This is a genomic window from Nonomuraea sp. NPDC003707, assembly GCF_053587055.1.
On record NZ_JBSFNK010000030.1, the window covers coordinates 1 to 21888 of the forward strand.

Consider the following 21888-nt stretch of genomic DNA (forward strand, 5'->3'; position numbering starts at 1 on the left):
CTTCTTGCCCAGCCACAGCAGGAACAGCTGGAGCGGGAAGAGCACAACCGCGAGGGCGATGGCCCAGGCCAGGAAGATCGGGAAGTGGATCGCCCTGACCAGGGGGGCGGCGATGAACGCGTACACGGCGACGATGACCGCGCCGGGCACCAGGTGTAGTGCGATGGAGAACGGGACGGAGTGACGGTCGGCGAGGAGCTTGGCGACGAAGCCTTTCGGCTGGGCGCTTCGGGTGTCGGCCGGGGGCTGCATTGCTGTATCCATGCCGGGAAGTGTGGCCCCGCGACTTGACACGGACCTGATGTCGCTCTGATACGGCTTCGAGTCGCCGTGAAAGGCGCAGGTTACGGCGGGTGCGGACCGGGCGGGAGCTCAGCAGGCGGCGGTCTGCACCTGGCCTTCCTTCGGGGGTCACCCGCCCGCGTGCTGAACAGCACGGGCTCTGGTCCCGTCCTGGCTGTGCGCCACGGCGCGGAGTAGGCCATCCTCGCCGCGCTGCACGCCAGCCGAAGTCCTCCAATGTGCGAGGTGACGGCGACGGGAAACCAAACGGCCTGATCAGCTCCATACTCACCGGCGCGACCCTCCTGGCCGGCACGACCCTGATGGCCGGCGCGCCCGATCCCGCGGCCGCGGCCACACGCCCTGCCCGGCACGCACCCCAGGCCGCGGCACAGTGCGCGTCCCGGCGGGCTGCTGTGAACCGGCGGCAGCGCGACGGGATGGCCTGGACACAGGCCGAGCTCGACGTCGCGGACGTGATGATCTGGCTGCGCAGCAACCACGGACGCGAGCTTAGCTACGCCGACATCGCCGCCGGCGTCGGCATCCCCCAACGGCCACCGACTGCGGCGGGCCGTCCGCCTCGTCCGCGTGATCGCGGCCGGGGTGACCGCCTGGAAAGGTTCATGCCCTCCACTGACCCGGCCCGGCGCCGGGTCTTTGTCACCCGCTACATGCGCCACGGACACGGCGATGAGTTCAGCGCCCGCGACGCCATGTCCGCCGCACGAGCGGTGATGACATCGGTCAAGGACATGCACCGCGCCACCACCTTCGAGGCCGTTAACTCCTGCTCGATCGCCCGCAAAGAGTTCGCCACAATGGCCCAGGCCGCCGGCGGCAGGCTGATCACATCGATCTTGGGCTGAGAAGAACTCACTCCGAGAACGCGGCTCGCAGCATGCGAAGCTGGCCTATTTCGCTGACGTTCTTCATCAGCTCGGAGTTGACCCAGGCGATCACGTGGGCGACGGTGTGCTCAGAGTCCGGTGGCCAAGGGAAGGGGGGCGCCGGGGCGTCCAGGTCGGCGTCGGTGAGGCGATCCAGCTCGGTCCGCCAAGCGGTGCGGAGGTCACGCAACCATGCGACGGCGCTCGTTCCATCACCCGGCCAGGTGATCTCGGTCCTGTCCCGAGGTTTGCGTCCCTGAGCGTGATCGATGGTCACACTCCACCACCAACCGATATGCCAGCTCAACCAGCCGATGGTGGGAACCGGGACGGGATCGGGCTCGGTCTCCGCCCAGTCGGGCACCCATGCTCCGGTGGCGTCAGGGCGCACAGTCCAGCAAAGAGTGGCGGGTTCCCACAGAAAGTCCGCGGGTTGCAGGCGTTCCAGGTGGTAATCGAACAATGACCAGGTGAAGTCGAACTGCCAGCGCAGCAAATCGCATCGAGATACGTTCATCAGGACATGTTGACAGGCTCCGCCGGCTCCGGCGGGGGTCACGGGTCGATGCCGTAGTACTGGGTGGATGAACTGACCCCTCAACAGTCCACCGGCGCCATCGCGGACAGCCCTACTCGCCTTACGTGGCTTACAGACCTTCAAGCGGCTGACCAGCTGGTTCGCTTGACTACCCCAGATAACGTCGCGACCGCCCCCGACTTCGCGGCGATACGCCTGGGCGCCCTGTTCCATAAGGCCTTCGATGGAGGCCTGCTGCAGCTGCCCGCCCACGGCGACGGCTCAGGCGCTCCCCGGTCTGCGAGGCGATGACATGACCGCCGGCCAGCACGACACCCAGACCCGTCTATGCCCGACCTGCCAGGCCACCTGCTCGCAAACCGGCGGCAACGGCACTGCCCGCCGGCCAGGCGGCCAGCCCGTTCACCGCGGCACTCGCCGAGCGCGGTGAAACAATCTCCGCATGAGCACTCTCGCTGAACGACTCCGCGCCGGAGCACGCCTCACCACCCCGCCCGAGGCCGCCGCCGTCGAACTCGTCATCGCCGACACCCAGAGCGCATGGCTCGACAACGATGACTTCCTCGAAGTGTGCGTGGACGACAACCTGCGCAACGACGACACGGCAACCATCGGGTGGAACGCAGCCCGCCTCTGGTTCGACGAGATGCTCGACAAAGACGATCGCAACTTTACCGACCGATACAAGAACCAACTCGCCTTCTTCAACTTCGCCATCGCGCTCGGCGAAGGCCGCTACCGCTTCGACGACATGGACGACCAGCGACGCAGCCTACTCGCCGCCGCGATGGAGGCTATCCTGACTAAAAGGCATCGAGAGAAGTGATGCCCGGCAGGACGCGCCTACCTGGGGCGCGCGGTGAGCGCGGTGGCGGTCACCCCCGACGGCAGCCGCATCATCACCGGAAGCGACGACGCAACGGTGCGGATCTGGGACGCCGCCATCGGACAGCACCAGGCCACCCTCACCGGCCACGAAGCCGGACGCACCGCACCTGAGCTGCAGGCCGAGTCCCGCCGTCAGCACCTGGCCAGCCTCGGCCGCTACGTCCGCCTCGGCGAGGAGACCTCCGCCCGCACCACCGCCGAACACGACCCAGCAGGCCCGGCGACATCAACACTGAGAGCTGGGGCCTACGCCACGCGGCGCGTTCTGGCGTACTTCGACCGCATTCGTTTTGTAGTGGCGCGGTGCCAGGGTCTGGTCCGATCCTCGAGCCTTACCAGTCCTGGCGGTCGTCTGGTTTCATTCCATGTCGCGCTGACACAGCACGCGGAAGGTCGTGAGGATGTAGGCATGAGTTCATCGCAACCCCTCGCCGACCCTTGGTCCGAGCCGGACACAACCTCAGGCGGGGCGGTGAATACTGCTGGCGCGGGGTCCGGCCCCCCGTCACCGCACACCCCTGGGTCTGCCCCGGACCACCGCTACTTGCTCGACAACGCCCGGATGGAGGCGGGCGAGCGGTTCACCTGGCTGGCCGAGCTGTTCGACGGTGTCACACGGGGACACTTCGACCGGCTCGGAGTGAAGGCGGGCTGGCGCTGCTGGGAAGTCGGTGCCGGAGGCCCCAGCATTCCCGAGGCACTCGCCACAGCCGTCGGACCAACCGGTTACGTGCTGGCCACGGACATCAATCCTGCCTGGCTGGACCCGCACGGCGGGTACGAGGTGCTCCGGCACGACATCGTCGGGGACCCGCCGCCGCAGCCAGGCACATTCGACCTGGTACACGCCCGGCTCGTGCTCGTCCACGTCCCTGACCGTGCCCGGGCGTTGGCGACAATGGTGGCGGCGCTGCGCCCCGGTGGCTGGCTATTGGTCGAGGACGCCGATACTGAGCTGCAGCCGCTGGCCTGCCTCGACGAGGTTGGCCCGGCACAGCAGCGCGCCAACCGGCTGCGGCGCGCCGTCCGGGAGTTGATGACCCGCCGCGGCGCCGACCTGCGCTACGGCCGTACGCTGCCGCGGGCGTTGCGTGCGGCCGGCCTGGCCGATGTCGCGGCGGCCGGCTGCTTCCCGGTCGGCGGGGTAGCCTGCGACCGGCTGGAGACCGCGACGGTGCGCATGGTCCGCGCCGAGTTGCTCGCCGCTGGGCTGGCCCACGACGCCGAGATCGACGCGCACCTGGCCGCCATCGATGCCGGCGAGCTCGACCTCACCCTCGCGCCGCTGATCTCGGCATGGGGACGCCGCCCAGGATGGCCCGCGACGTCCGGGCCGCGGTCAGCCACAGGCCGGTGAACACGGCGCAGGCCGGCGTCACGATGGCTTCAGCATGCCGAGCCTGACCGCCGCGGCGATGCGGCGGTCCTACCCGGCCCCGAGCTGAAACGCCCAGCGCGGCCCGACCGGCCGTCCCCCTGCAACACCGCGCCCTTCGCCTGGTGGCGAAACTCGGCACGGGTGATCCGGCTGCGGACTTCACGGTCCCGGAGGGAAGACGCCCTGGCCCGGAGTGAGGATTCCGTCGGGGTCGTAGCGTTCACGGGCCTCCTCGAAGGCGGCCCATGCGGGGCCGTAGTGGGCGCGCCACTCCTCAGGCGTGGTGGGAATGGAGCCGACCGGGTACTGGTAACCCCCGACGGCTCGGGCGCGCAGGTAGAGGGAACGGTTGGCCTCCACCATGTCCTGCGGGCTCTCGGCTCCGGGCGAGGCGGTTCTGAGCAGTGTGAAGAGGAAGACCGTCTCCTCGTCGGGCACGCGCAGCAAGGGCAGGTGCAGGCGGGCGCGGGGGAAGGGATAGAGCAGGACCACGCCGCTGGCGCCGACCTCGGTCTCGGTCAGGTCCTTGATGGCGGCCTCCACGAAGGCGTCGGTGCGGCTCGCGGGCAGGAACATGTTCCACCAGGGGTGCGGGCGGTACCACTCGCCTGTGGACTTCAGATAGGCGACGCCCGCGGCGAGCCGGTTGAGGAAGTCGAAGTAGGACATGTCCTGGATCTGCCGGTCGCCGGGCTGGTCGCCCAGACCGTCGAGCAGCCTGGCGTCGTCGGGCGGGGTCGTGCCGTTGAAGAAGGCGACCGCTTCAAGCTGGTAACTCCAGCCGGCGGAGCCGGTCGGCAGCCCGAGCTCTCCCTCTACGTAGGCGAAGCGGCCGTCGTTGACCACGCGCCGCTGGTCGGCGGTCAGCGCGGCGACGCTCGGGTAGGAGAGCAGGTAGTGGCGGACCGTCGCGGGGGCGGGCAGCAGGCGCACGGTGGCCTTGGTGATGATGCCGCACTGTCCTCTTCCGGCCAGCGCCGCGTGGAAGAGGTCGGGGCGCGACTGCGCGGAACACCTCCTCAGGCTGGCATCCCCCGTGACGACCTCCAGCTCCACGACGCTGTCCGCCTGGGATCCGTGGTGGTGGGTCTGGCCGCCGACACCGCCCACCGAGAGCGTGCCGCCGACCGAGAGCTCCAGGTAGTCGGTGAAAACCGGAGGGGTCAGGCCGTGGGCCAGGGTCGCCTGCGCCAAGCTGCTCCAGAGCGCGCCCGCCTCCACGACGGCCGTGTCCTCCCGCACCTCAACCGCGTTGAGCGGGGTCATGTCGATGATCAGACCGCCCGCGACCTGGCCCTGACCTAAGGTGGCGTGTCCCTGGCCGCGCGCGGCCACCTGCAGGCTGTGCGTCCGGCAGTACTTCATCATCAGCATGATGTCCGACACGGCGCCGGGCTCCAGCACGGCCCCGGGGGTCCGATGGACCAGGTGCCCGAAGTCGTCGGCCGCCTGGCCGCGCGAGGCGGGATCGGTCACCACCTTGCCCTTCAGCGGCGGCAGGTCGACCATCCCCTGAGACTGGGCGGCGTCGGTGACCCATGTGCGCGTTGACGGGTCGAAGCCGACCACGGCCGCCCCCGCCGTGAGCAATGCCCGTCTCCACGGATACCACGTCATACCCGATCCTTTCGCAGCGCGGTCACGTCGCGTCGATCATCGCCGACGGCATCCGGCGACGCTACCCGAACGAAACCGGATGACAGCCACAAAAGGGTTACTACGGCGCTGCGGGCCTCGACGGGCGAGCCGTGGGGCAGGCGAGCATCCTCGGGGCAGGATGGACCGATGAGTTTCGCGTGCCTGGCCGGCCTACATCGCCCTCGCCCCGCGTGGTCGCATTGTCGCTGCAACATGCTGTGAAGATCAGCCAACGTGCCACACGCGAAAGAAAAGATCATCTCGCTCTGACCAGCGAGAAGAGGTCGTCAACCCAAGATGACAAATCGACCTGCGGCGATCTTCTACCTTGTCCCCCAGTGACGCCGACCCGAGAACCGGGCCGACATGGTCGAGCTGTACTGGTGATCGCGATTTGACCTCGAGTTCGGTTGAGGTTACATGCTGAGACCGACATCAGCTGAACAGGGGAGAGTGTTGTGCGTGCGGTGTGGTTGAAGGAGTTCGGCGGGCCCGAGGTGCTCGTACCTGGAGACGCCCCCGATCCGGTCCCGGGGCCGGGGCAGGTGTTGATCGACGTCGCCTACGCCAACATCACCTTTGTGGAGACCCAGTTCCGGTCGGGTGGCCCGTCGCCGTTCAAGCCGGAGCTGCCGATGATCCCGGGCAACGGCGTCGGGGGCATCGTCACGGCGGTCGGCGAGGGCGTCGACTCCGGCCTGGTCAGCCGTAGGGTGGTGACCTCCACGGGGGGCTCCGGCGGTTATGCCGAACGGGCCGCGGTGGATGCCTCCGGGCTCTTCACCGTCCCCGACGGCCTGGAATTGGACGACGCGGTCGCGGTCTTGGCCGACGGGCGTACGGCGACCATGATGATCCGGGCGACCGCGCCACAGCCCGGGGAACGGGTTCTGGTCGAGGCGGCGGCCGGCGGCGTGGGCTCGCTCCTCGTGCAGCTCGCCAAGTCGGCGGGCGCCACCGTCGTCGGCGCGGCCGGGGGCTCGCGCAAGACCGGTGTGGCCCGCGACCTGGGCGCCGACGAGGTGGTGGACTACACGGCTCCGGGCTGGACCGACGAGGTCGGCCCCGTCGACGTCGTTTTCGACGGGGTCGGGGGCGACATCGCTCGGGCCGCCTTCGAACTGCTCGGCCAGGGCGGGCGGATGGTCAGTTTCGGGCTGGCGAGCGGAGAGTGGGCCGGCATCGAGGCGGAGGCCGCTGTTGCGCGCGGCGTCACGCTCGTTCAGGCGAGGCCCACCCCGGAGATGATGCGCGAGTACACCGAGAGCGCCCTCGCCGAGGCCGTGGGCGGGCGGCTGCGGCCGCTGATCGGGCAACGCTTCCCCCTCGACCGGGCCGCCGCCGCGCACGCCGCCATCGAGTCGCGCGCCAGTGTCGGCAAGACCCTGCTCGAGGTGCGCTGATGCTCAAGGTCGGCGTGAACCTACCGTCGTTCGGCGTGGATGAGACCGCCGGGGTGCGCGAGCATGCCCGGCACGCCGAGGAGCTCGGCCTGGAGTCGATCTGGGTCGGCGACCATCTGATCCCGGTGCGGCCGTTCCTCGACAGCACCATAGTGCTGGCCACGGCCGCCGCCGTCACCGAGCGCGTCAAGATCGGCTTCGGGGTGATGGTCCTGGCGCTACGCCCGGCCGCCTGGGCCGCCAAGCAGATCGCCAGCCTGCAGCACCTGTCCGGCGGTCGGGTGCTGCTCGGCGTCGGCTCGGGCGGCAGCGTGCACGGCGACGCAGCCTGGCGGGCCGTCGGTATCTCCTACGCCGAACGCGCGCAGCGCACCGACGCCGCGCTGGAGATCCTGCCGAGCCTGGTCGAGGGCAAGCCCACGAACGTGAACGGCGAGGTGATCACTCTCTCTCCGGGCGCGACGATGCCGCCCGTCCTCATCGGCGCCGGCCCCATGCGCCGAGCCGCCCGTTTCGCCGACGAATGGTATCCGGCGTTCTCCACGCCGGCTGAGATCGCCGAACAGACCCCCCAACTGGCCGGCCTCGCCGCCGAATACGGCCGCCCGGCGCCGCGCGTCACGATCGGCCTCAGCGTCGGTCTCGGCGACCTGCCCGCGTCGGTGATCGACGCTCAGGCCCGGTCGCTGATGGAGTACGGGATGACCGAGGAGGAGGCCCGTCGTGGCCTGGTCACCGGCCCACCCGCCGCGGCCGCCGAACGGCTGGCCGCACTCGCCGAGGTCGGTGTGCACCGCGTCATCGCGATGCCGTTCCCCGCCGACCGCCTCCGCCAGAGCGAGCTGCTGGCCGAGACCAACCGCCTCCTCAACCCCTGAAGATCTGGACCTGCCGGACTACCAGGTGAGCCCCACGCCCGCCTTCTACGCCGACCTCAAGGTCCTCCTGGGCTCGCTTCAGCCGATCCCCAGCAGCCGCCGGGCGTTGCCCGAGTAGACGCCCGCGAGGATCTCGGCCGGCAGGTCGAGAGCGGAGATGCACCAGCGCCCCTGCGGCGGGGGCTCCAGGACCGAGTAGGGGAAGTACTCGTGAGCGGTCTCCAGGAAGCGGAAGTAGATCTCGTAGGTGGCCCGGCGCTGGATGACCTGGTCGGTGCCGAACAGGATCCGGCCGGGATGGCGGAGCACGAGCGCCCGGGTGCGCCGCGGCTGGCGGCCGAGCTCGCTGATCCGTGCGGCGATGTCGATGTGGAAGTTGGGATGGGAATCCAGCATCCGCGACACCCAGGCCAGGTCCTCGGCGTTGCATCCGGCGTGCAGCCCGATGAAGATCGTGCGCGGATGCGCGGCCACCAGCGCTTCCAGCGCCGCCATCAGGCGGGGGAAGCGCGGATGACAGGGGGCGGCGAACGACCAGTCGGGGTGCGCGAGGAGTTCCTCCAGCCGCTCGTTGTGCTCGTCGACCGGCTCGAAGAAGGCCACCGGGTCGGCGACGTGGATGGCGACCGGCACGCTCAGCTCCGCCGCCTGCTCCCAGAGGGGAGCCAGCCGCCGGTCGTCGGGCAGGACCAGCGCGCCGTCGCCGTCGCGCACCGACAACCCCAGGTCCTTCCATACCTTCAGTCCCCGGGCGCCGGCCGACACCGAGCGGGCCAGGCTCGCGGCGAGCTGTTCGCCCGGCGCGGGCCCGGTCAGGGCTGTCCAGTCGACGTGACAGTACGTGGCGAAGCGCCCGGGATGGCGGCGGTCGTAACGGTCGAGGTTGGCCTCGAGCTCCGCGCCCCAGCGGCCGTCCAGGTTGACCATCGCCGAGAGGCCCACGGAGTCCATCAAGCCGATCAGCGCGGGCACGTCCGGCGCGGCCCAGCGCCCCTCCGTGAGCCAGCGCCCCAGATGCGTGTGCGCGTCCACCGCCGGCGTCGCGGCCCTGGCCGGCGGCGGAGGAAGCGGCGGCAGGCTGGAAACGGGCCGGTAGTCGGACAAGCGCAGATCCCGCATGGACTCCCCGCCCGGTCAGCCGTGTCTCCACGCTCTGCGGATCATGGCGTAGTCGTCGTCGGTGAATGCCTCGCCCGTGGTGTCCAAATGGGTGGCGTACAACAGGCTGGGCACGCCGAGCTCGGGCTGGAGGCTCATGTACTCACGGAACGCGGTCAGGGAGGGCATCGGGTGGCCGTTGGTGTCGATCAGCCACCCAGGGTCGGCCAGGCGGGCCATGGCGGCGCTGTGCCGTGCCTCGCTCACGACGGATTCCGGGAAGCGTGACCAGGGGCTGATGCGCACCATGTCCTGCACGTCGGCCAGGTAGGGGTTGGGCGAGTGTCCGCTCAGAATCGCGTCCGGCCGGATGTCCTTGGCCGTCTCGTAGAGCAGGCTCAGGTACGCACGCGCCGCCTCCAGGCCGAACAGCCGCCCCGAGCCCTCGGGGAAGGCCATGCCGTAGCTTCCGGGCGTTGCCCACATGTGGTCGATTTTGAGCCCGTCGGCGCCGAGCCCGTCAGGGCCGAGCAACGCCCGCACCTGCTGCCTGATGCGCTCGCGCACGGCCGGCAGCGTGATGTCCACGGCCAGCTTCGTTCCGGCGGGCAGGGTGTTCATCGGCAGGTTGCCCTTGGGGGTCTTCGCCCGTCGCCCGGGCCTGTTCGGCAGTCCCAGGCTCACCTCGGGCCGGTAGGTGACGCAGTCGCCCGCCGGTATGTCCTCCGTGTCCCATGGGCTCCACCAGATGAGCACGCGCTTGCCCCGCCGGTGCAGAGCCTCGATGAAGCCGGGCAGATCAGGCCAGCGGCCGACGTCCACGTCCTTGAGGCCACCGGAGAGAAACCAGCGGGCGTCCACGACCAGGGTTCCCCACGGAAGGTCGTGGGCGTCCAGCCGGTCGAGCATGTCCCGATAGTTGGCCTGAGCGCAGAGCATGTAGGCGGCGTTGTCCGGTTGCCGCTCCGCCCCGCTGCGCACGCGGAACAGATCGGCCTGGTAGCACTGGTGCCCCCAGCCGGACACGATCGGCCTGCTCCACCACTCCGGCTGCTCCCGGACCGGGCTGGGCACCAGCCCCGAGTCGCGCAACACGTCCACGTAGGCGGCCACGGCCAGCTCGGCGGTGTCGCCGCGGACGATCACCATGTGCGGAGTCAGGTACGTGCCCGTGACCCGAAGGGCGCCCCAGCAGGTGAGGGCGAAGGAGAAGTCGGCGCCGCCGAGATATTCGAAGTCGGAGAACAAGTGCTCACCCGGGCGCACCGCCAGGCCGAACGCCAGCCATTCCCGGCTGGGGTCGGCGGCGACCGCGAAGCACAGCAGCCCGGGATTGGCGATGAGATTGCCCCCGCAGTATTCGCTGTCTCCGGCGACACTGATCTGGGCGTACTCAAATGGTTCGAATTCGCGTCGGCCGTAATAGTTCGGCTCCGGTGAAAAGACCCGTCGAAACGATATGGGCGAGCCCGTCGTATAGGCCCGCACCGGGGTCCGGCCGTAATCGATGAGATGCATCGTCCGGGTCGAGAACGGGCGGTGGTCGCGATCGGATATGACGTCGAAGTACCGGATACGATCGATCAGTCCTTCGCCGTAGATCTCGGCGTGGAAATCCAGATGTCCGGAATGGATGTCGAGGTGATAGCGCTTACTCCAGAGCGTGCTCTTCGCAGTCCAGTCCAGCCTCTCGTGGGTGCCCTGGTCGGTGACACCGTGCCAGGACGCCGACACGTTGCGGTCGAAGGATTCCAGAGTGTCGGCGTTGACGTCCAGTCGCAGGAACTGGCGGAAGCCGTCGAGTCCGATCTCCATGCCCGGCAGTTCCGGGTCGACGGTGACGCGCCAATGGGACCGCAAGAACTCAACCGGATCGCGCATATACCCACCTTGAATCGGGTGCTTGCTGCCGGGCCAGCAAAGTAAACCACAGAACGACCTACCGGAAAAGATGTTGACTTCGCGGTGGATCGGTAGTTCAACGGTGGTAGCAAACGAGCCAGACGGAGCCGCGGATGTCACTCGTTGGAAAATGGGACAGCCTTTATTCCGGGATCATCGAGCCGACGCCCTTCGGCGAAACCACTACCTACGAAATCGGCGCGCGTTTCCTGGCCGACTGCGCGGAGATCGAGGACTGGGGATGCGGCCGGGGCTGGCTGCGGACCTGCCTCGTGCCCGGGCAGCGCTACCGCGGCATCGACGGCTCGCGCACGCCCTTCGCGGACGCCATCGTCGATCTGACCACGTACAAGAGCGACGTCGAGGCGATCTTCCTGCGTCACGTCCTGGAGCACAACCGTGACTGGGCGGCGATCCTCGGCAACGCGGTCGCCTCCTTCCGCCGCAAGCTGGTCGTCGTGTTGTTCACGCCGCTGGCGCCGGAGTTCCTGGAGATCGAGGTCCCGGAGACCATCCCGGTCTACCGCCTGCCCGAGGCAGAGGTCCTGCTGGCCTTCGGCGCCGCAACGGTCCGCCGTACGGACGTGCGGACCGACACCCAGTTCGGCGCGGAGACCGTGTTCTGCATCGAGAAGCCGGAGCCCTCGGCGTGCGCGTCGGCGTCCTGACCGGCGGAAGGTCCCGCGAGCGCGCCCGGTCTCTTCTGTCCGGCAGAGCCGTCCACGCCTCACTGATGCGGCAGGGCGTCGACGCCGTGATGATCGACACCGCCGGCGCCGCCTTCCTGCGACGGCTGGGCACGGTCGACGTCGCGTTCCTGGCCATCGCCGGGCAGTATGCCGAGGACGGCAAGCTGCAGGGGCTGCTGGAGCATCTCAACATGCCGTACACCGGCTCGGGAGTGCTGGCCAGTGCGCTGGCCATGCACAAGTGCGCGGCCAAGGCGATGGTCGGCGCGCACGGCGTGGGCATTCTGCCCGGCCGCCAGTTGGACGACGGCCTGTCGGCGGAGCAACTCGCCGCCGAGCTGACCTCCGCCCTGGGGCTGCCGCTCATGCTCAAGCCCGTCTCCGAAGGCGGATCCATCGACATTCACCTGTCCGCCACCGAGCCGGAGCTCCTGAGCGCGATCCGCGCGCTGCGCTCCGGCGGACAGCAGCTGTTCGCCGAGCGATTCTGCCCCGGCAGGTCGGTGACCGCGGCCGTCCTGGACCACGAGCCGGGCTTGTGGGTCCCGCCCGTACTGGAAACCCGTCCCGTCAACGGCTTCTACGACTACCAGACCAAGAACGACCCCGGCAGGTTCACCATGCACTGCCCTGCCGCGCTGCCGGAAAAGGCCGAGGTGCTCATCGCCGAATGGGCGCGCGTCGCCCACCGGTCGCTGGGCTGCTGGGGCTACTCTCGCAGCGACTTCGTCGTGGGCGCCGATGGAGAGGTGTGGTGGCTGGAAACCAACACGCTCCCCGGCTTGTCGCGGACGGGGAACCTGGCCACGATGGCCGGGGCCGGTGGACTCGACTACGACGGGCTCGTCTCCTTTGTCCTGTCCACCGCGTTGCGCGCCCCGACCGGCTACCGGGCCTGAGCCCGGACGTGCGGCACAATGACCCGGTGAGCTGCCCGGCCTGTGCGAAGCGCCCGGACGACTGCAAGCCGGGCTCAATCCCTGCGCAAGGCGCTCCCCTTAGCGTCGCAGCGTGTTCAAACGACTGGTCCTCGGCGCCGCCCTCAGTGCGGCTGCGACACTGACGCTCGCCTCCACCGGCCCCGCCCTGGCCGCTCCCGTCTCGGCCGGGACGCCCGCGCCCGGCAAGGTGGCGAACAAGCTGTTCCACGCCTGGCTGGCCGCCGACCGCGCGGCCGCGGCGAAGGCGGCCACCCCCGCGGCGGTCAAGACGATCTTCACTTATGTCTACCGCGCGCCCGACCGCTTCGACGGCTGTTCCAGCAACGTGTGCCGGTTCGTGCACACAAGCGTGCGCGTGCCCGGCGGGCTTGACGGCATCGCGATGGTGGTCACCGGCTCGAAGGTCAGCAAGGTCTACCTGTCGCGGCACATCACCAAGCCGCCCACCGTGGCCAAGCATCTCTTCGCCGCCTGGAAGCGGGGCGACGCGTACGGCGGGCTCGAGGTCGCCACTTCCGCCACGGTGCAGAAGCTGTTCAAGGTCAAGTACGACCCGCGCGGCGTCACCTACTTCTTCCAGGGCTGCAGCAAGGAGCCGCAGGGTTACTCGTGCGCCTACTCCTATGAGGGCGGTGCGATGCTGATGCACGTACGCGGCTCCGGGACCACCGGCTACGAGGTTCGCTCGATCTCCTACCTGGCCGACTGAGGGGGCGCCGCGTCATCCGGACCGGCGCGGGATGTGATCGTCGTTCAGGAGGAGTGGACTTATGCCGCTGCGGTCCTATGGTGGTCTGGCCGGGCGCACGGTCGACCGGCGTCGAGCGCACGCTGACGTTGCCGGCCGGGCCGCTCGCTGCCGGGGCCACCCTGGTGGTGCCGGTCGGCGAAGCGCTGCAGCTGGGCGACAACGGCGGCGCGATCACCCGCCTGGATGACGCCGGGCGTGCCACTGACCCGTGTGGAGATGCGAAGCCCATCCCGGGTCGCTTCTCGATTGACTGCCGCGTGGAGTCGCTCTCTGTCACCAGGTAACCGCCGATCAGCCGTACCGGCTGCAGACTTTACTCATCGGGCGGCGTTTCATGCGGGAACACTGCGTCACGTTCCGCTACCCTCCCCACCGCAACCTGCCACCGCGGACCTACACAGGAGGACACCCGACGATGCCGATTGACCCGTTGATGTCAGAACGGTTCCCACGGACCTCCCGCTACAACCCGGACTGGATCCGCTCCAGCGTCAGCGGCGGGGCCAACTCGCTGTGGCTGGCCGAGTGGCTCACCGAGGCGATGTCGTTGGAGCCCGGCATGCGGGTGCTGGATCTTGGTTGCGGCCGGGGCGCCTCGTCGATCTTCCTGTACCGCGAGTACGACGTCCAGGTATGGGCCACCGATCTGTGGTTCAGCCCCGACGAACGCATGCAGCGCATCTACGACGCCGGCGCCGAGCACGCGGCGTTCCCCATCCACGCCGACGCCCGAGCCCTGCCGTTCGCCGCGGGCTTCTTCGATGCCGTCGTCAGCATCGACTCGTTCGTCTACTACGGCACCGACGATCTGTACCTGAACTATCTGGCCAGGTTCGTCCGGCCGGGCGGGCAGATCGGCATCGCCGGTGCCGGACTGGTCCAGGAGATCGACGGACCGACGCCCGAGCACCTGGCGGCGTGGTGGGAGCCGAGCATGGCCAACCTGCACTCGGCCGAGTGGTGGCGCCGCCATTGGGATCGCAGCGGTGTCGCCCACGTGGACGTGGCCGACACGATGGCCGACGGGTGGAAGTACTGGCTGGAATGGCAGCGGGCGATCGCACCGGACAACCAGGTGGAGATCGACGCCCTCACCGCCGATGGCGGACGCCACCTCGGTTACGTGCGCGCGGTCGCCCGTCGCCGGCCGGACGTCGCACTCGACGGGCCCATCTCCTCGGTCCCCGTCACGTATGTCAAGCGGCCCCTGTACCGCCCCCGGACGAGGACCAACAGGCTCGACGCCGGCATTTGATGGATGCCTCGCCCGCCCGACCGACCGAACTTCGGGGCGGGCGAGGTCTCGGTTGGCACCCCGCCGTTTCAGCAGGTCGCGGCGCCGACTTAAGTGTCTTCGCCGGAAGTCGCATCACTCCACAGACTCGCCGTCCTCGGGCTGGTTCTGCACCGAACGCATCGTGTTCGCGTAGCTCTCTGCGTCGACGCCGCCCTTGACGGCGTGCTCAAGGAGCGTGATGTGCTCCATCACAGAACGCTGAAGGTCGGAGATGGGCCGGACGCCAGCCTCATCGACCAGGCGCGCCGCCGGCTTCGGCGCGCAAGGGGTGGTTTCCGAACGAAATGATCCACCCTCCTGGGGACATATGATCGTTTCAGCAGGTATTTGCCCGATTGTCGGAAGGCCTCCATGACCCACCCCCTCAGTCGGCGGTCCGCCCTGCTGGGCGCCGCGGCCTTAACCGGCCTCTCCCTGTGGGAGCGACCGGCCGAGGCGGTCGGCGCCGCCGCGTTCGACGCCGCGCGCGAGCGGTGGGTGAGCCTGCTGGCCGGCGGGTCGTACGACGCCGCGTACGCCGACAAGACGCAGGCGGTCGAAGGCTCGGCCAACGCGGTGCTGCGCAAGCTGAAGCTCACCCCCGGCGCCCCGAGCCTGTGGCCCGACCTGCCGCTCGGAGACCCCCGGACGGGCAACTTCAACCGCGCCTACAACCGCATGCGCACGCTGGCGCTGGGCTGGGCCACGCCGGGCACCGCCCTGCACAGGAACGCGCAGGTCGCCGAGACCGCGGTCAGCGCGCTGGACTTCCTGTACGAGCACGCCTACCGCGAAGGGCTCGACCGGCAGGGCAGCAACTGGTACTGGTGGGAGATCGGCGTCCCCCGCGCGCTGACCGACACCTGCGCCCTGATGTACGACGGCCTGCCCAAGGACCGCATTGAGCGCTGGCTGCGCCCGTTACGCCGCTGGTGCCCCGACCCGGAACGCCGCGTCAGCCACCCCGGCGTCGTCGAGACCGGCGCCAACCGGGCGGGCAAGGCCATGGCGGTGGCGATGCGCGGCTTGCTCACCCACGACGCACGCCTGGTCAAGCGGGCCAGGGACGCCGTCTCCGATCTGCTGCGGCGGACCAAGGGCCCGGGCGACGGCTTCTACCGTGACGGGTCGTTCATCCAGCACGACGTGTTCCCCTACACCGGCAGCTACGGCGTGGACTACCTGGACAGCGTGGCCAAGCTGATCGCCATGCTCGCGAAGTCACCGTGGGAGATCGGCGGAATCGGGAACGTCTACGACATCGTGGACCGCTCGTTCACGCCGTTCATCTTCGACGGGCTGATGATGGACTGCGTACGCGGCCGGCAGATCTCGGTGCAGGGCCACCGCGACTACCACTCGGGGCAGAAGGCGGTCGAGGCCATCCTCACCTTGCTGGAGGCGGCGCCCGAACGCTATGCCCAGCGCTGGCGGCCGCTGGTGAAGGGCTGGCTCACCCGCAACCAGGCCATCCCGTATGACACGCTCGCGCCGCTCCCGAGCATCGCGGGAGCCAAGGCCCTGCTGGCGGACCCGTCGGTGCCGGTCGGTCCGCGTCCGACGGGCACGTACGTCTTCGCGGACATGGACCGGGTCGTGCACCACCGTCCCACCTGGGCCTACGCGATCGCGATGAGCTCGAAGCGCATCGGCGCGGCCGAGGCCATGAACCTGGAGAACCTGCACGGCTGGTGCACCGGCGACGGCATGACCTACCTCTACACCGGCGACCTCACCCACTGGAACGACGACCTGTGGCCCACGATCGACCCGTACCGGCTGCCGGGCACGACGGTCGACACCCGCAGACGCGCCGATCTCCGGCACGGCAAGCGTCGCCTGCCGCCCACCCCGTGGGCGGGCGGCGTGGCGCTCGACGGCGAGTACGGCGTGGCGGCCATGAGGCTGATCGCCGACGGCTCCTCGCTGCGGGCCAGGAAGGCGTGGTTCCTCCTCGATGACGCGGTGATCGCCCTCGGCGCCGGCATCACCGCCTCCGACGGCCGCCGCATCGAGACCGTCGTGGAGAACCGCAACACCCACGACACTCACCCGCCGCTGACCCAGGGCGACGGCTGGGTCCACCTCTGCGGGGTGGCCGGCTACGCGCTGCTCGACGGCGTCAAGGCGAAGGTGATCCGCGGGAAGCGCACCGGCCACTGGCGGGACATCGACAAGGGCGCCACCACCGGAGGCGACGACACCCCCGTCACCAGGCACTACACGACGATCCTCGTCGACCACGGCGTCGATCCGCGCAGGGCGCGCTACGCCTATGCCGTGCTCCCCGACGCCTCCGTCGCCCAGACCGCGGCGTACCGCGGGCGGGTCGAGATCCTCGCGAACTCCCGTACGGTGCAGGCCATTTCCCGCGACGGCGTGCTCGCCGCCGTCTTCTGGCGCGCGGGGACCGTCGAGACCGCGGACGGCCCGCTCGCCGCCGACGGCCCCTGCACGCTGCTGATCCGCCGCGACCAGAAGCGGGTACGGCTGGCGGTCTCCGACCCGTCCAGGACCGCCGACGAGGTGAAGATCACGCTGCCCTGGCCGGTGAAATCGGTCAAGGAGAGCGACCGCAGCGTGCGCAAGTCCAAGAAAGCGGTCAAGGTGGAGGTCGGCGGCAGCCGCGGGCACGCCCACACCGCTGTGGTGCGCGTCTGAAACCTCCGGGGCGAGCCCATGGGCTGATCACCGCCGGTGTGGCACGATGCGAATGGGCACACTGACCGGGCGGAGCCGCCATGAAGGCCCCGGAACGGATCTACGCCGGTGCGGCGGTGGCCGCCGGCGTGGTCGTGCTGGTCGTCGTGCTCCGGTTCGGCGGCGCGATCCAGCCGGAGCTCCCGGGGCTGCCCAGCGCCGGGCCGGTCACCGTGTGGGGGCTGCCGCTGGTCCGGTTCTGCTACGACTTGTGCGCGCTCGCCTGTGTCGGAACGCTCACGGCGGCCGCCCTCGCCCCGACCGGTACGAAGGAGTCCGAGGCGTGCCTGCGTGCGGCCGGCTGGTGGGCTCTCGGCTGGACCTTCGCCGCGCTGCTGAGCTACGTGCTGACCCTGTCCAACCTCATCCCCCTGCCCGTCGCGGACCTGCTCGGGGCCCCTGACCTGCTGCGGTTCGGCACGGCGCTGCCGCAGACGCGGGCCCTGCTGTGGGTCCCGGCCGTGGCGGCGCTCGCGGCCGTCTCCTCGCGACTGCGGACGCTGCCCGCCTGGGTACGCCCGCTGATCGCCGCCGTCGGGCTGTTGCCGCCCGCGTACGTGGGGCATGCCGCCTCCGCCGGTGACCACGACATCGCCGTGTCCGCGCTGATGTCGCACCTGGTCTCGGTCTCCGTCTGGGTCGGCGGCCTGGCCGCGGTCCTCGTCCACTTCCGCCGCTCCGAGCATCTTCCGACGGTGTTGCCCCGCTTCAGCACGCTCGCCCTGTGCTGCTTCGCCGCCGTCGCCGTCTCCGGCGTTGCCGGCGCCTGGGTACGGCTCGGCAGCCCGTCCGACCTCTGGCAGAGCACCTACGGGCAGCTCCTGGTGGCCAAGACCGTGGCGCTCGTGACGCTGGGCCTGTTCGGCTGGACGCATCGCCACCGTACCGTCGCGGGCGTCGCCGACCGGACCGTACGCCACACCTTCGTGCGACTGGCGACCGGCGAGCTGACCGTGATGGCGGCGGTCATCGGGCTGGCCGTCGGCCTGTCCCGCACCCCGCCACCACCAGGGAGCGGCGGCGGCCACGACCACCTCGTCCTGGAGTACCCGCTCGCCCCCTTCACCCCAAGCGCACTGATCACCGAGGTCCGCCTGGACCCGACCGTCCTGCTGCTCCTGGCGCTGCCCGCCGTCGCCTACCTGGTCGGCGTGCGCCGGGCCGCGTCGTGGCCGGTCGGACGTACGGTCGCCTGGTGCGCGGGGCTGGCGCTCATGGCGCTGGTGCTGCTCGGCGGCGTGGGCGGGTACGCGCGGGCGATGTTGTCGGCGCAGGTCCTGCAGCACGTCGTGCTCACCGCCGTCGCCCCGCTCCTGCTCTGCCTGGGCGCGCCGCTCACCCTGGCCGCGTCCTTACGCGAGGACCTCGAACTCCCCGCCCGCCGCCTGACCCACCCTGCCTTCCTCCTCTCCGTCTACCCGGTCGCTTTCCTGCTGCTGTACGCCACGCCGTGGCTCCCGTGGTCCCTGTCCGGCTACGCCCAGCACCTGCTCACCCAGGTCCTGTTCGTCGGCCTCGGCCTGCTGACCTTCTGGGTGCCGGCGGGTGTCGACCCGCTCCCCCGCCCGATTCCCTGGGCCGTCCGCGCCCGGCTGCTGGCCGCCGTCATCCTGACCCACCTGGCTCTGGGCGCGTTCCTGCTGCTCGGGCCGCCGGTCGCGAACGACTGGTTCTCCCTCGCGGCCCCGCCCGGCGTCCCGGACCTCCTCGCCGACCAGCGGCTCGCCGGAGCCGTGGCCATGCTCCTTCCACTGCCCGTGTTCGCTCTCCTGGCCGTACGCATGGCCTGGCTCAGGCAGGCGGCGCTCGCCCGCGTACGGACGAGCCCGCCCTTGAAGTGACCGCGCTCTGTCAGTGCCGGGCCGTGTGCATGAGGCGTAGCGCCGCCTCGGCCGTCTCATACCGCCAGGCGGCCACGACGTGGTCGAAGCCATGCGCCTGGTCCCGCTGCCTGCGCAGGCTGCGGATGATCGGCTCGATGCGCTCCGCCTGCGCGTCCAGCAGCGGGCGCGGGTCCGCGCCGGATCGCTGGAGCAGGGCGAACTTGATCAGGAACTCGGTGCGGATGTCGCGGATGTGCTCGACCGGGCATATCAGCCAGCCGTTCACGGCCGATGTCCCGGACGCCGTGGCGGTGAATACCGTACGCTGTGGACCGCCCTGCCCCCGCTCCTTGCCGCACGGCTCTATGAGAGACAGGTCGGCGAGCCGATCGAGCGCGCGGTAGACCCGAGGCCGCGGCACCTGCCAGATCGCGCCGACGGCACCGGTGGGAGCGGTGAGCCTCGCGACGGCGAAGCCGTACGTGGGCCCCTCCGCCACGAGCGCGAGCACGATCCACTCGGTGAGCGACAGCGCGCGAGGATTCACACGCTCAAGGGTAGGGCCAGTCGCGGGCGTCGGAGGGTCGCCAAGTAGTCTCGCATTGACTAGCCACGGCTGCGGAGGACTGCTCTGTGAGGGAGAACGAGGCCGGCACCTTAGGGCGTCGCCCGGGATGAGACCCGTCCCGAACGCCATCTGCGTCGGCGGCCCGCACGACGGCATGCTGACCCGCATCGACCAGGACGTCGGCGTCGTGGAGGTCTTCGCGTTCGAGGCGGACGGCTCGACGCGCGGCGCCCCCTATCGGGTCACGGCGGGTCGTGTCCACCATCCTTCGTGTGCCGCCCCGTTCGTCGTCCTCAGCTGGGTCGAGCCCGCCCACGGCCAGCTCTGAGGTCGCGGCGCGCCGCCGCCAGCATGCCGATCATGACTTCTGCCTTCCACGAGCCCCGCAGCCTGGTCCTCCTGACGCTCGCGCGGCAGGCGCTGCCCCTGGGTGTGGAGTACGTGGGCATCGCGACCGACCGCGCGGCCGCGTTCGAGGAGGGGTTCCGGGCGGAGGCCGGGCGTCGGGGCGCAGCCGGTGCGCGGTCGCCGGAGGTGTGGGCGCGGCCGGCGGCGTGCAGGTTCCCGCCTGGCAGCGCGCCGCCCGCGCCCACCCCTCGTTTCCCGGGTCCGCCAATCCCGAGCCCGGGAGGTCCTCTACAGCTGGGTGCACACCGCCTTGACCTCGGTGTACGCCTCCAGCACCTCGTGCCCCATCTCCCGGCCCCAGCCGGACTGCTTGTAGCCGCCGAACGGCAGGGCCGCGTCGAAGACGTTGTAGCAGTTGATCCAGACGGTGCCCGCCCGGAGCTTGCTCGCCAGGGCGTGCGCCTTGGAGATGTCGCGGGTCCAGATGCCCGCGCCGAGGCCGTACGTGGTGTCGTTGGCCTGGGCGGCGATCTCGTCCAGGTCCGAGAACGGCGAGGCCACCACGACCGGGCCGAAGATCTCCTCACGGACGATCTTCATCTCGGGGTGGGTGTCGGTGATCACCGTGGGCTGGACGAAGTAGCCCTGGTCGCCGTGGCGGGCCCCGCCGACGACCGTACGGGCCCCTTCGCTGCGCCCGGAGTCCAGGTAGCCGGTCACGCGCTGGAGTTGTTCGTCGGAGACCAGCGGCCCCATCTGCGTGCCGGGCTCCAGCCCGGAGCCGAGCCTGATGCCGCGGGCGATGTCGGCCACGCCTTCGACGACCTGCTCGAAGTGACTCTGCTGGACGAACAGCCGGGATCCGGCCACGCAGCACTGGCCGTGGTTGAAGAAGATGGCGTTGGCCGCGCCCTGGACGGCGAGCTCGGGGTCGGCGTCGTCGAAGACGATGTTGGGGCTCTTGCCGCCGAGCTCCAGGGAGACCTTCTTCAGGTTGCCCGCCGCCGCGTGCACGATGAGCTTGCCGACCTCGGTGGAGCCGGTGAAGGCGACCTTGTCGACGCCGTCGTGGGCGGCCAGCGCCGCTCCGGCCGTCTCGCCGTACCCGGGCAGGACGTTGACCACGCCGTCGGGGACGCCGGCCTCGGCGATCAGCTCGGCCAGCCGCAGCGCGGTGAGCGGGGTCTGCTCGGCCGGTTTGAGGATGACGGTGTTGCCGGTGGCCAGCGCGGGGGCGAGCTTCCAGGCGGCCATGAGCAGCGGGAAGTTCCACGGGATGATCTGGCCGATGACGCCGATGGGCTCGCGCAGGGTGTAGGCGTGGAAGGCGGCGCCCGGCATGTACGGCACCGAGGGCGTGATCGTGTTTCCTTCGATCTTGGTCGCCCATCCGGCCATGTAGTGGAACATGTCCGCCGACAGGGGGATGTCCGCGGCCCGTGCCACGGCCAGCGGTTTGCCGTTGTCGAGCGATTCGAGCTGGGCCAGCTCGTCCGCGTGCTCCAGGATCAGGTCGCCGATCTTCCAGATCAGCCGGCCGCGCTCGGAGGGGGTCAGCCGCGACCACGGGCCGTCGAAGGCGCGGCGGGCGGCCCGCACGGCGCGTTCGACGTCCTCGGCGTCGGCCTCGGCCACCTGGGCGAGCGGCCGGCCGGTGGCGGGGTTCGGGGTGGCGAAGGTCCTGCCGGAGGCGGCGTCCACCCACCGGCCGTCAATGAAGAGCTGCCGAGGCGTCGCCACGAAGTCTTCGACGCTCTTGTCCAAGGTCACCGTCATCAGCGTCGGCTTCCTGTCGATGAACGTGCGCTCGCCCGGGGCCTGGCTTGGCCGACCGAGCCGGCGCTTGGTAGTCCCCATGAGACTACTGACGGCGTAAGAAGGCAAGAGGCGTGGGCAC

General features: G+C 70.1%; 20 protein-coding genes and 1 pseudogene. 14 read left to right on the forward strand and 7 right to left on the reverse strand.

The window, feature by feature from the left end; all coding sequences use genetic code 11:
• Positions 1-264 (reverse strand): hypothetical protein (locus ACWDRB_RS48735; protein WP_449906223.1); only part of this gene is annotated, 264 nt, incomplete at its 3' end.
• Between the two features lie 458 nt (positions 265-722).
• On the opposite strand from ACWDRB_RS48735, the gene ACWDRB_RS48740 reads away from it, so the two are divergent.
• The gene (locus tag ACWDRB_RS48740) at positions 723-1151 is read left to right on the forward strand and encodes a hypothetical protein (RefSeq protein WP_449906226.1); all 429 of its coding nucleotides are present in this window, start codon (positions 723-725) and stop codon (positions 1149-1151) included.
• A gap of 7 nt (positions 1152-1158) precedes the next feature.
• Here the strand turns inward: ACWDRB_RS48740 and ACWDRB_RS48745 are convergent, their stop codons facing one another.
• Positions 1159-1689, reverse strand: coding sequence for a DinB family protein (locus tag ACWDRB_RS48745; RefSeq protein ID WP_449906229.1), 531 nt, complete (start codon positions 1687-1689; stop codon positions 1159-1161).
• 463 nt (positions 1690-2152) lie between these two features.
• Here ACWDRB_RS48745 and ACWDRB_RS48750 point away from each other — a divergent pair, with 463 nt between their 5' ends.
• The 3 genes and pseudogenes from ACWDRB_RS48750 (at position 2153) to ACWDRB_RS48760 (ending at position 3955) form a co-directional block, all read left to right on the forward strand.
• Positions 2153-2536: a hypothetical protein gene (locus tag ACWDRB_RS48750; RefSeq protein WP_449906232.1), complete on the forward strand. Its 384-nt coding sequence runs from the start codon at positions 2153-2155 to the stop codon at positions 2534-2536.
• A 42-nt stretch (positions 2537-2578) separates the two neighbouring features.
• Positions 2579-2635 (forward strand): annotated as a pseudogene (locus tag ACWDRB_RS48755) (hypothetical protein); the annotation flags it as partial.
• 507 nt (positions 2636-3142) lie between these two features.
• Positions 3143-3955 carry a methyltransferase domain-containing protein gene (locus ACWDRB_RS48760; RefSeq protein WP_449906634.1) on the forward strand — a complete coding sequence of 271 codons (813 nt, stop codon included), beginning with the start codon at positions 3143-3145 and terminating at the stop codon, positions 3953-3955.
• A gap of 180 nt (positions 3956-4135) precedes the next feature.
• Here the strand turns inward: ACWDRB_RS48760 and ACWDRB_RS48765 are convergent, their stop codons facing one another.
• Positions 4136-5593, reverse strand: coding sequence for an FAD-binding protein (locus ACWDRB_RS48765; RefSeq protein ID WP_449906235.1), 1458 nt, complete (start codon positions 5591-5593; stop codon positions 4136-4138).
• A 479-nt stretch (positions 5594-6072) separates the two neighbouring features.
• Between ACWDRB_RS48765 and ACWDRB_RS48770 the strand changes: the two genes are divergently transcribed.
• Positions 6073-7017 (forward strand): zinc-binding dehydrogenase, encoded by a 945-nt coding sequence (locus ACWDRB_RS48770; protein WP_449906238.1) that lies wholly within the window; start codon positions 6073-6075, stop codon positions 7015-7017.
• Positions 7017-7895 (forward strand): LLM class flavin-dependent oxidoreductase, encoded by an 879-nt coding sequence (locus ACWDRB_RS48775; RefSeq protein WP_449906241.1) that lies wholly within the window; start codon positions 7017-7019, stop codon positions 7893-7895. The genes ACWDRB_RS48770 and ACWDRB_RS48775 overlap by 1 nt, the downstream gene beginning before the upstream one ends.
• A gap of 78 nt (positions 7896-7973) precedes the next feature.
• Here the strand turns inward: ACWDRB_RS48775 and ACWDRB_RS48780 are convergent, their stop codons facing one another.
• Positions 7974-9014 (reverse strand): amidohydrolase family protein, encoded by a 1041-nt coding sequence (locus ACWDRB_RS48780; RefSeq protein ID WP_449906243.1) that lies wholly within the window; start codon positions 9012-9014, stop codon positions 7974-7976.
• Between the two features lie 15 nt (positions 9015-9029).
• On the reverse strand, positions 9030-11015 hold the full coding sequence (locus tag ACWDRB_RS48785) for a TIM-barrel domain-containing protein (protein ID WP_449906245.1): 1986 nt from the start codon (positions 11013-11015) through the stop codon (positions 9030-9032).
• On the opposite strand from ACWDRB_RS48785, the gene ACWDRB_RS48790 reads away from it, so the two are divergent.
• The 7 genes from ACWDRB_RS48790 to ACWDRB_RS48820 all read left to right on the forward strand — a co-directional run bounded on the left by ACWDRB_RS48790 (position 11009) and on the right by ACWDRB_RS48820 (position 19093).
• On the forward strand, positions 11009-11563 hold the full coding sequence (locus tag ACWDRB_RS48790) for a hypothetical protein (RefSeq protein ID WP_449906247.1): 555 nt from the start codon (positions 11009-11011) through the stop codon (positions 11561-11563). The genes ACWDRB_RS48785 and ACWDRB_RS48790 overlap by 7 nt on opposite strands.
• Positions 11545-12483, forward strand: coding sequence for a D-alanine--D-alanine ligase family protein (locus tag ACWDRB_RS48795; RefSeq protein WP_449906250.1), 939 nt, complete (start codon positions 11545-11547; stop codon positions 12481-12483). Before ACWDRB_RS48790 ends, ACWDRB_RS48795 begins: the two co-directional genes overlap by 19 nt.
• Before the next feature lie 112 nt (positions 12484-12595).
• Positions 12596-13234, forward strand: coding sequence for a hypothetical protein (locus ACWDRB_RS48800; protein WP_449906253.1), 639 nt, complete (start codon positions 12596-12598; stop codon positions 13232-13234).
• 77 nt (positions 13235-13311) lie between these two features.
• Complete coding sequence (locus ACWDRB_RS48805) at positions 13312-13560, forward strand: hypothetical protein (protein WP_449906256.1); 249 nt, start codon at positions 13312-13314, stop codon at positions 13558-13560.
• A gap of 149 nt (positions 13561-13709) precedes the next feature.
• On the forward strand, positions 13710-14531 hold the full coding sequence (locus tag ACWDRB_RS48810; RefSeq protein WP_449906259.1) for an SAM-dependent methyltransferase: 822 nt from the start codon (positions 13710-13712) through the stop codon (positions 14529-14531).
• 393 nt (positions 14532-14924) lie between these two features.
• Complete coding sequence (locus tag ACWDRB_RS48815) at positions 14925-17213, forward strand: polysaccharide lyase 8 family protein (protein ID WP_449906262.1); 2289 nt, start codon at positions 14925-14927, stop codon at positions 17211-17213.
• A gap of 80 nt (positions 17214-17293) precedes the next feature.
• A complete protein-coding gene (locus tag ACWDRB_RS48820) occupies positions 17294-19093 on the forward strand; it encodes a cytochrome c oxidase assembly protein (protein WP_449906265.1) in 1800 nt (599 codons plus the stop codon).
• Between the two features lie 10 nt (positions 19094-19103).
• Here ACWDRB_RS48820 and ACWDRB_RS48825 read toward each other — a convergent pair whose 3' ends face one another.
• Entirely contained in the window at positions 19104-19622 is a 519-nt protein-coding gene (locus tag ACWDRB_RS48825; protein ID WP_449906268.1) for a PadR family transcriptional regulator, read from the reverse strand.
• Positions 19623-19749: 127 nt separating this feature from the next.
• Here ACWDRB_RS48825 and ACWDRB_RS48830 point away from each other — a divergent pair, with 127 nt between their 5' ends.
• Positions 19750-19971 (forward strand): hypothetical protein, encoded by a 222-nt coding sequence (locus tag ACWDRB_RS48830; protein WP_363975334.1) that lies wholly within the window; start codon positions 19750-19752, stop codon positions 19969-19971.
• 308 nt (positions 19972-20279) lie between these two features.
• Here the strand turns inward: ACWDRB_RS48830 and ACWDRB_RS48835 are convergent, their stop codons facing one another.
• Positions 20280-21848 carry an aldehyde dehydrogenase family protein gene (locus ACWDRB_RS48835; protein ID WP_449906272.1) on the reverse strand — a complete coding sequence of 523 codons (1569 nt, stop codon included), beginning with the start codon at positions 21846-21848 and terminating at the stop codon, positions 20280-20282.
• Between the last annotated feature and the right edge of the window lie 40 nt (positions 21849-21888).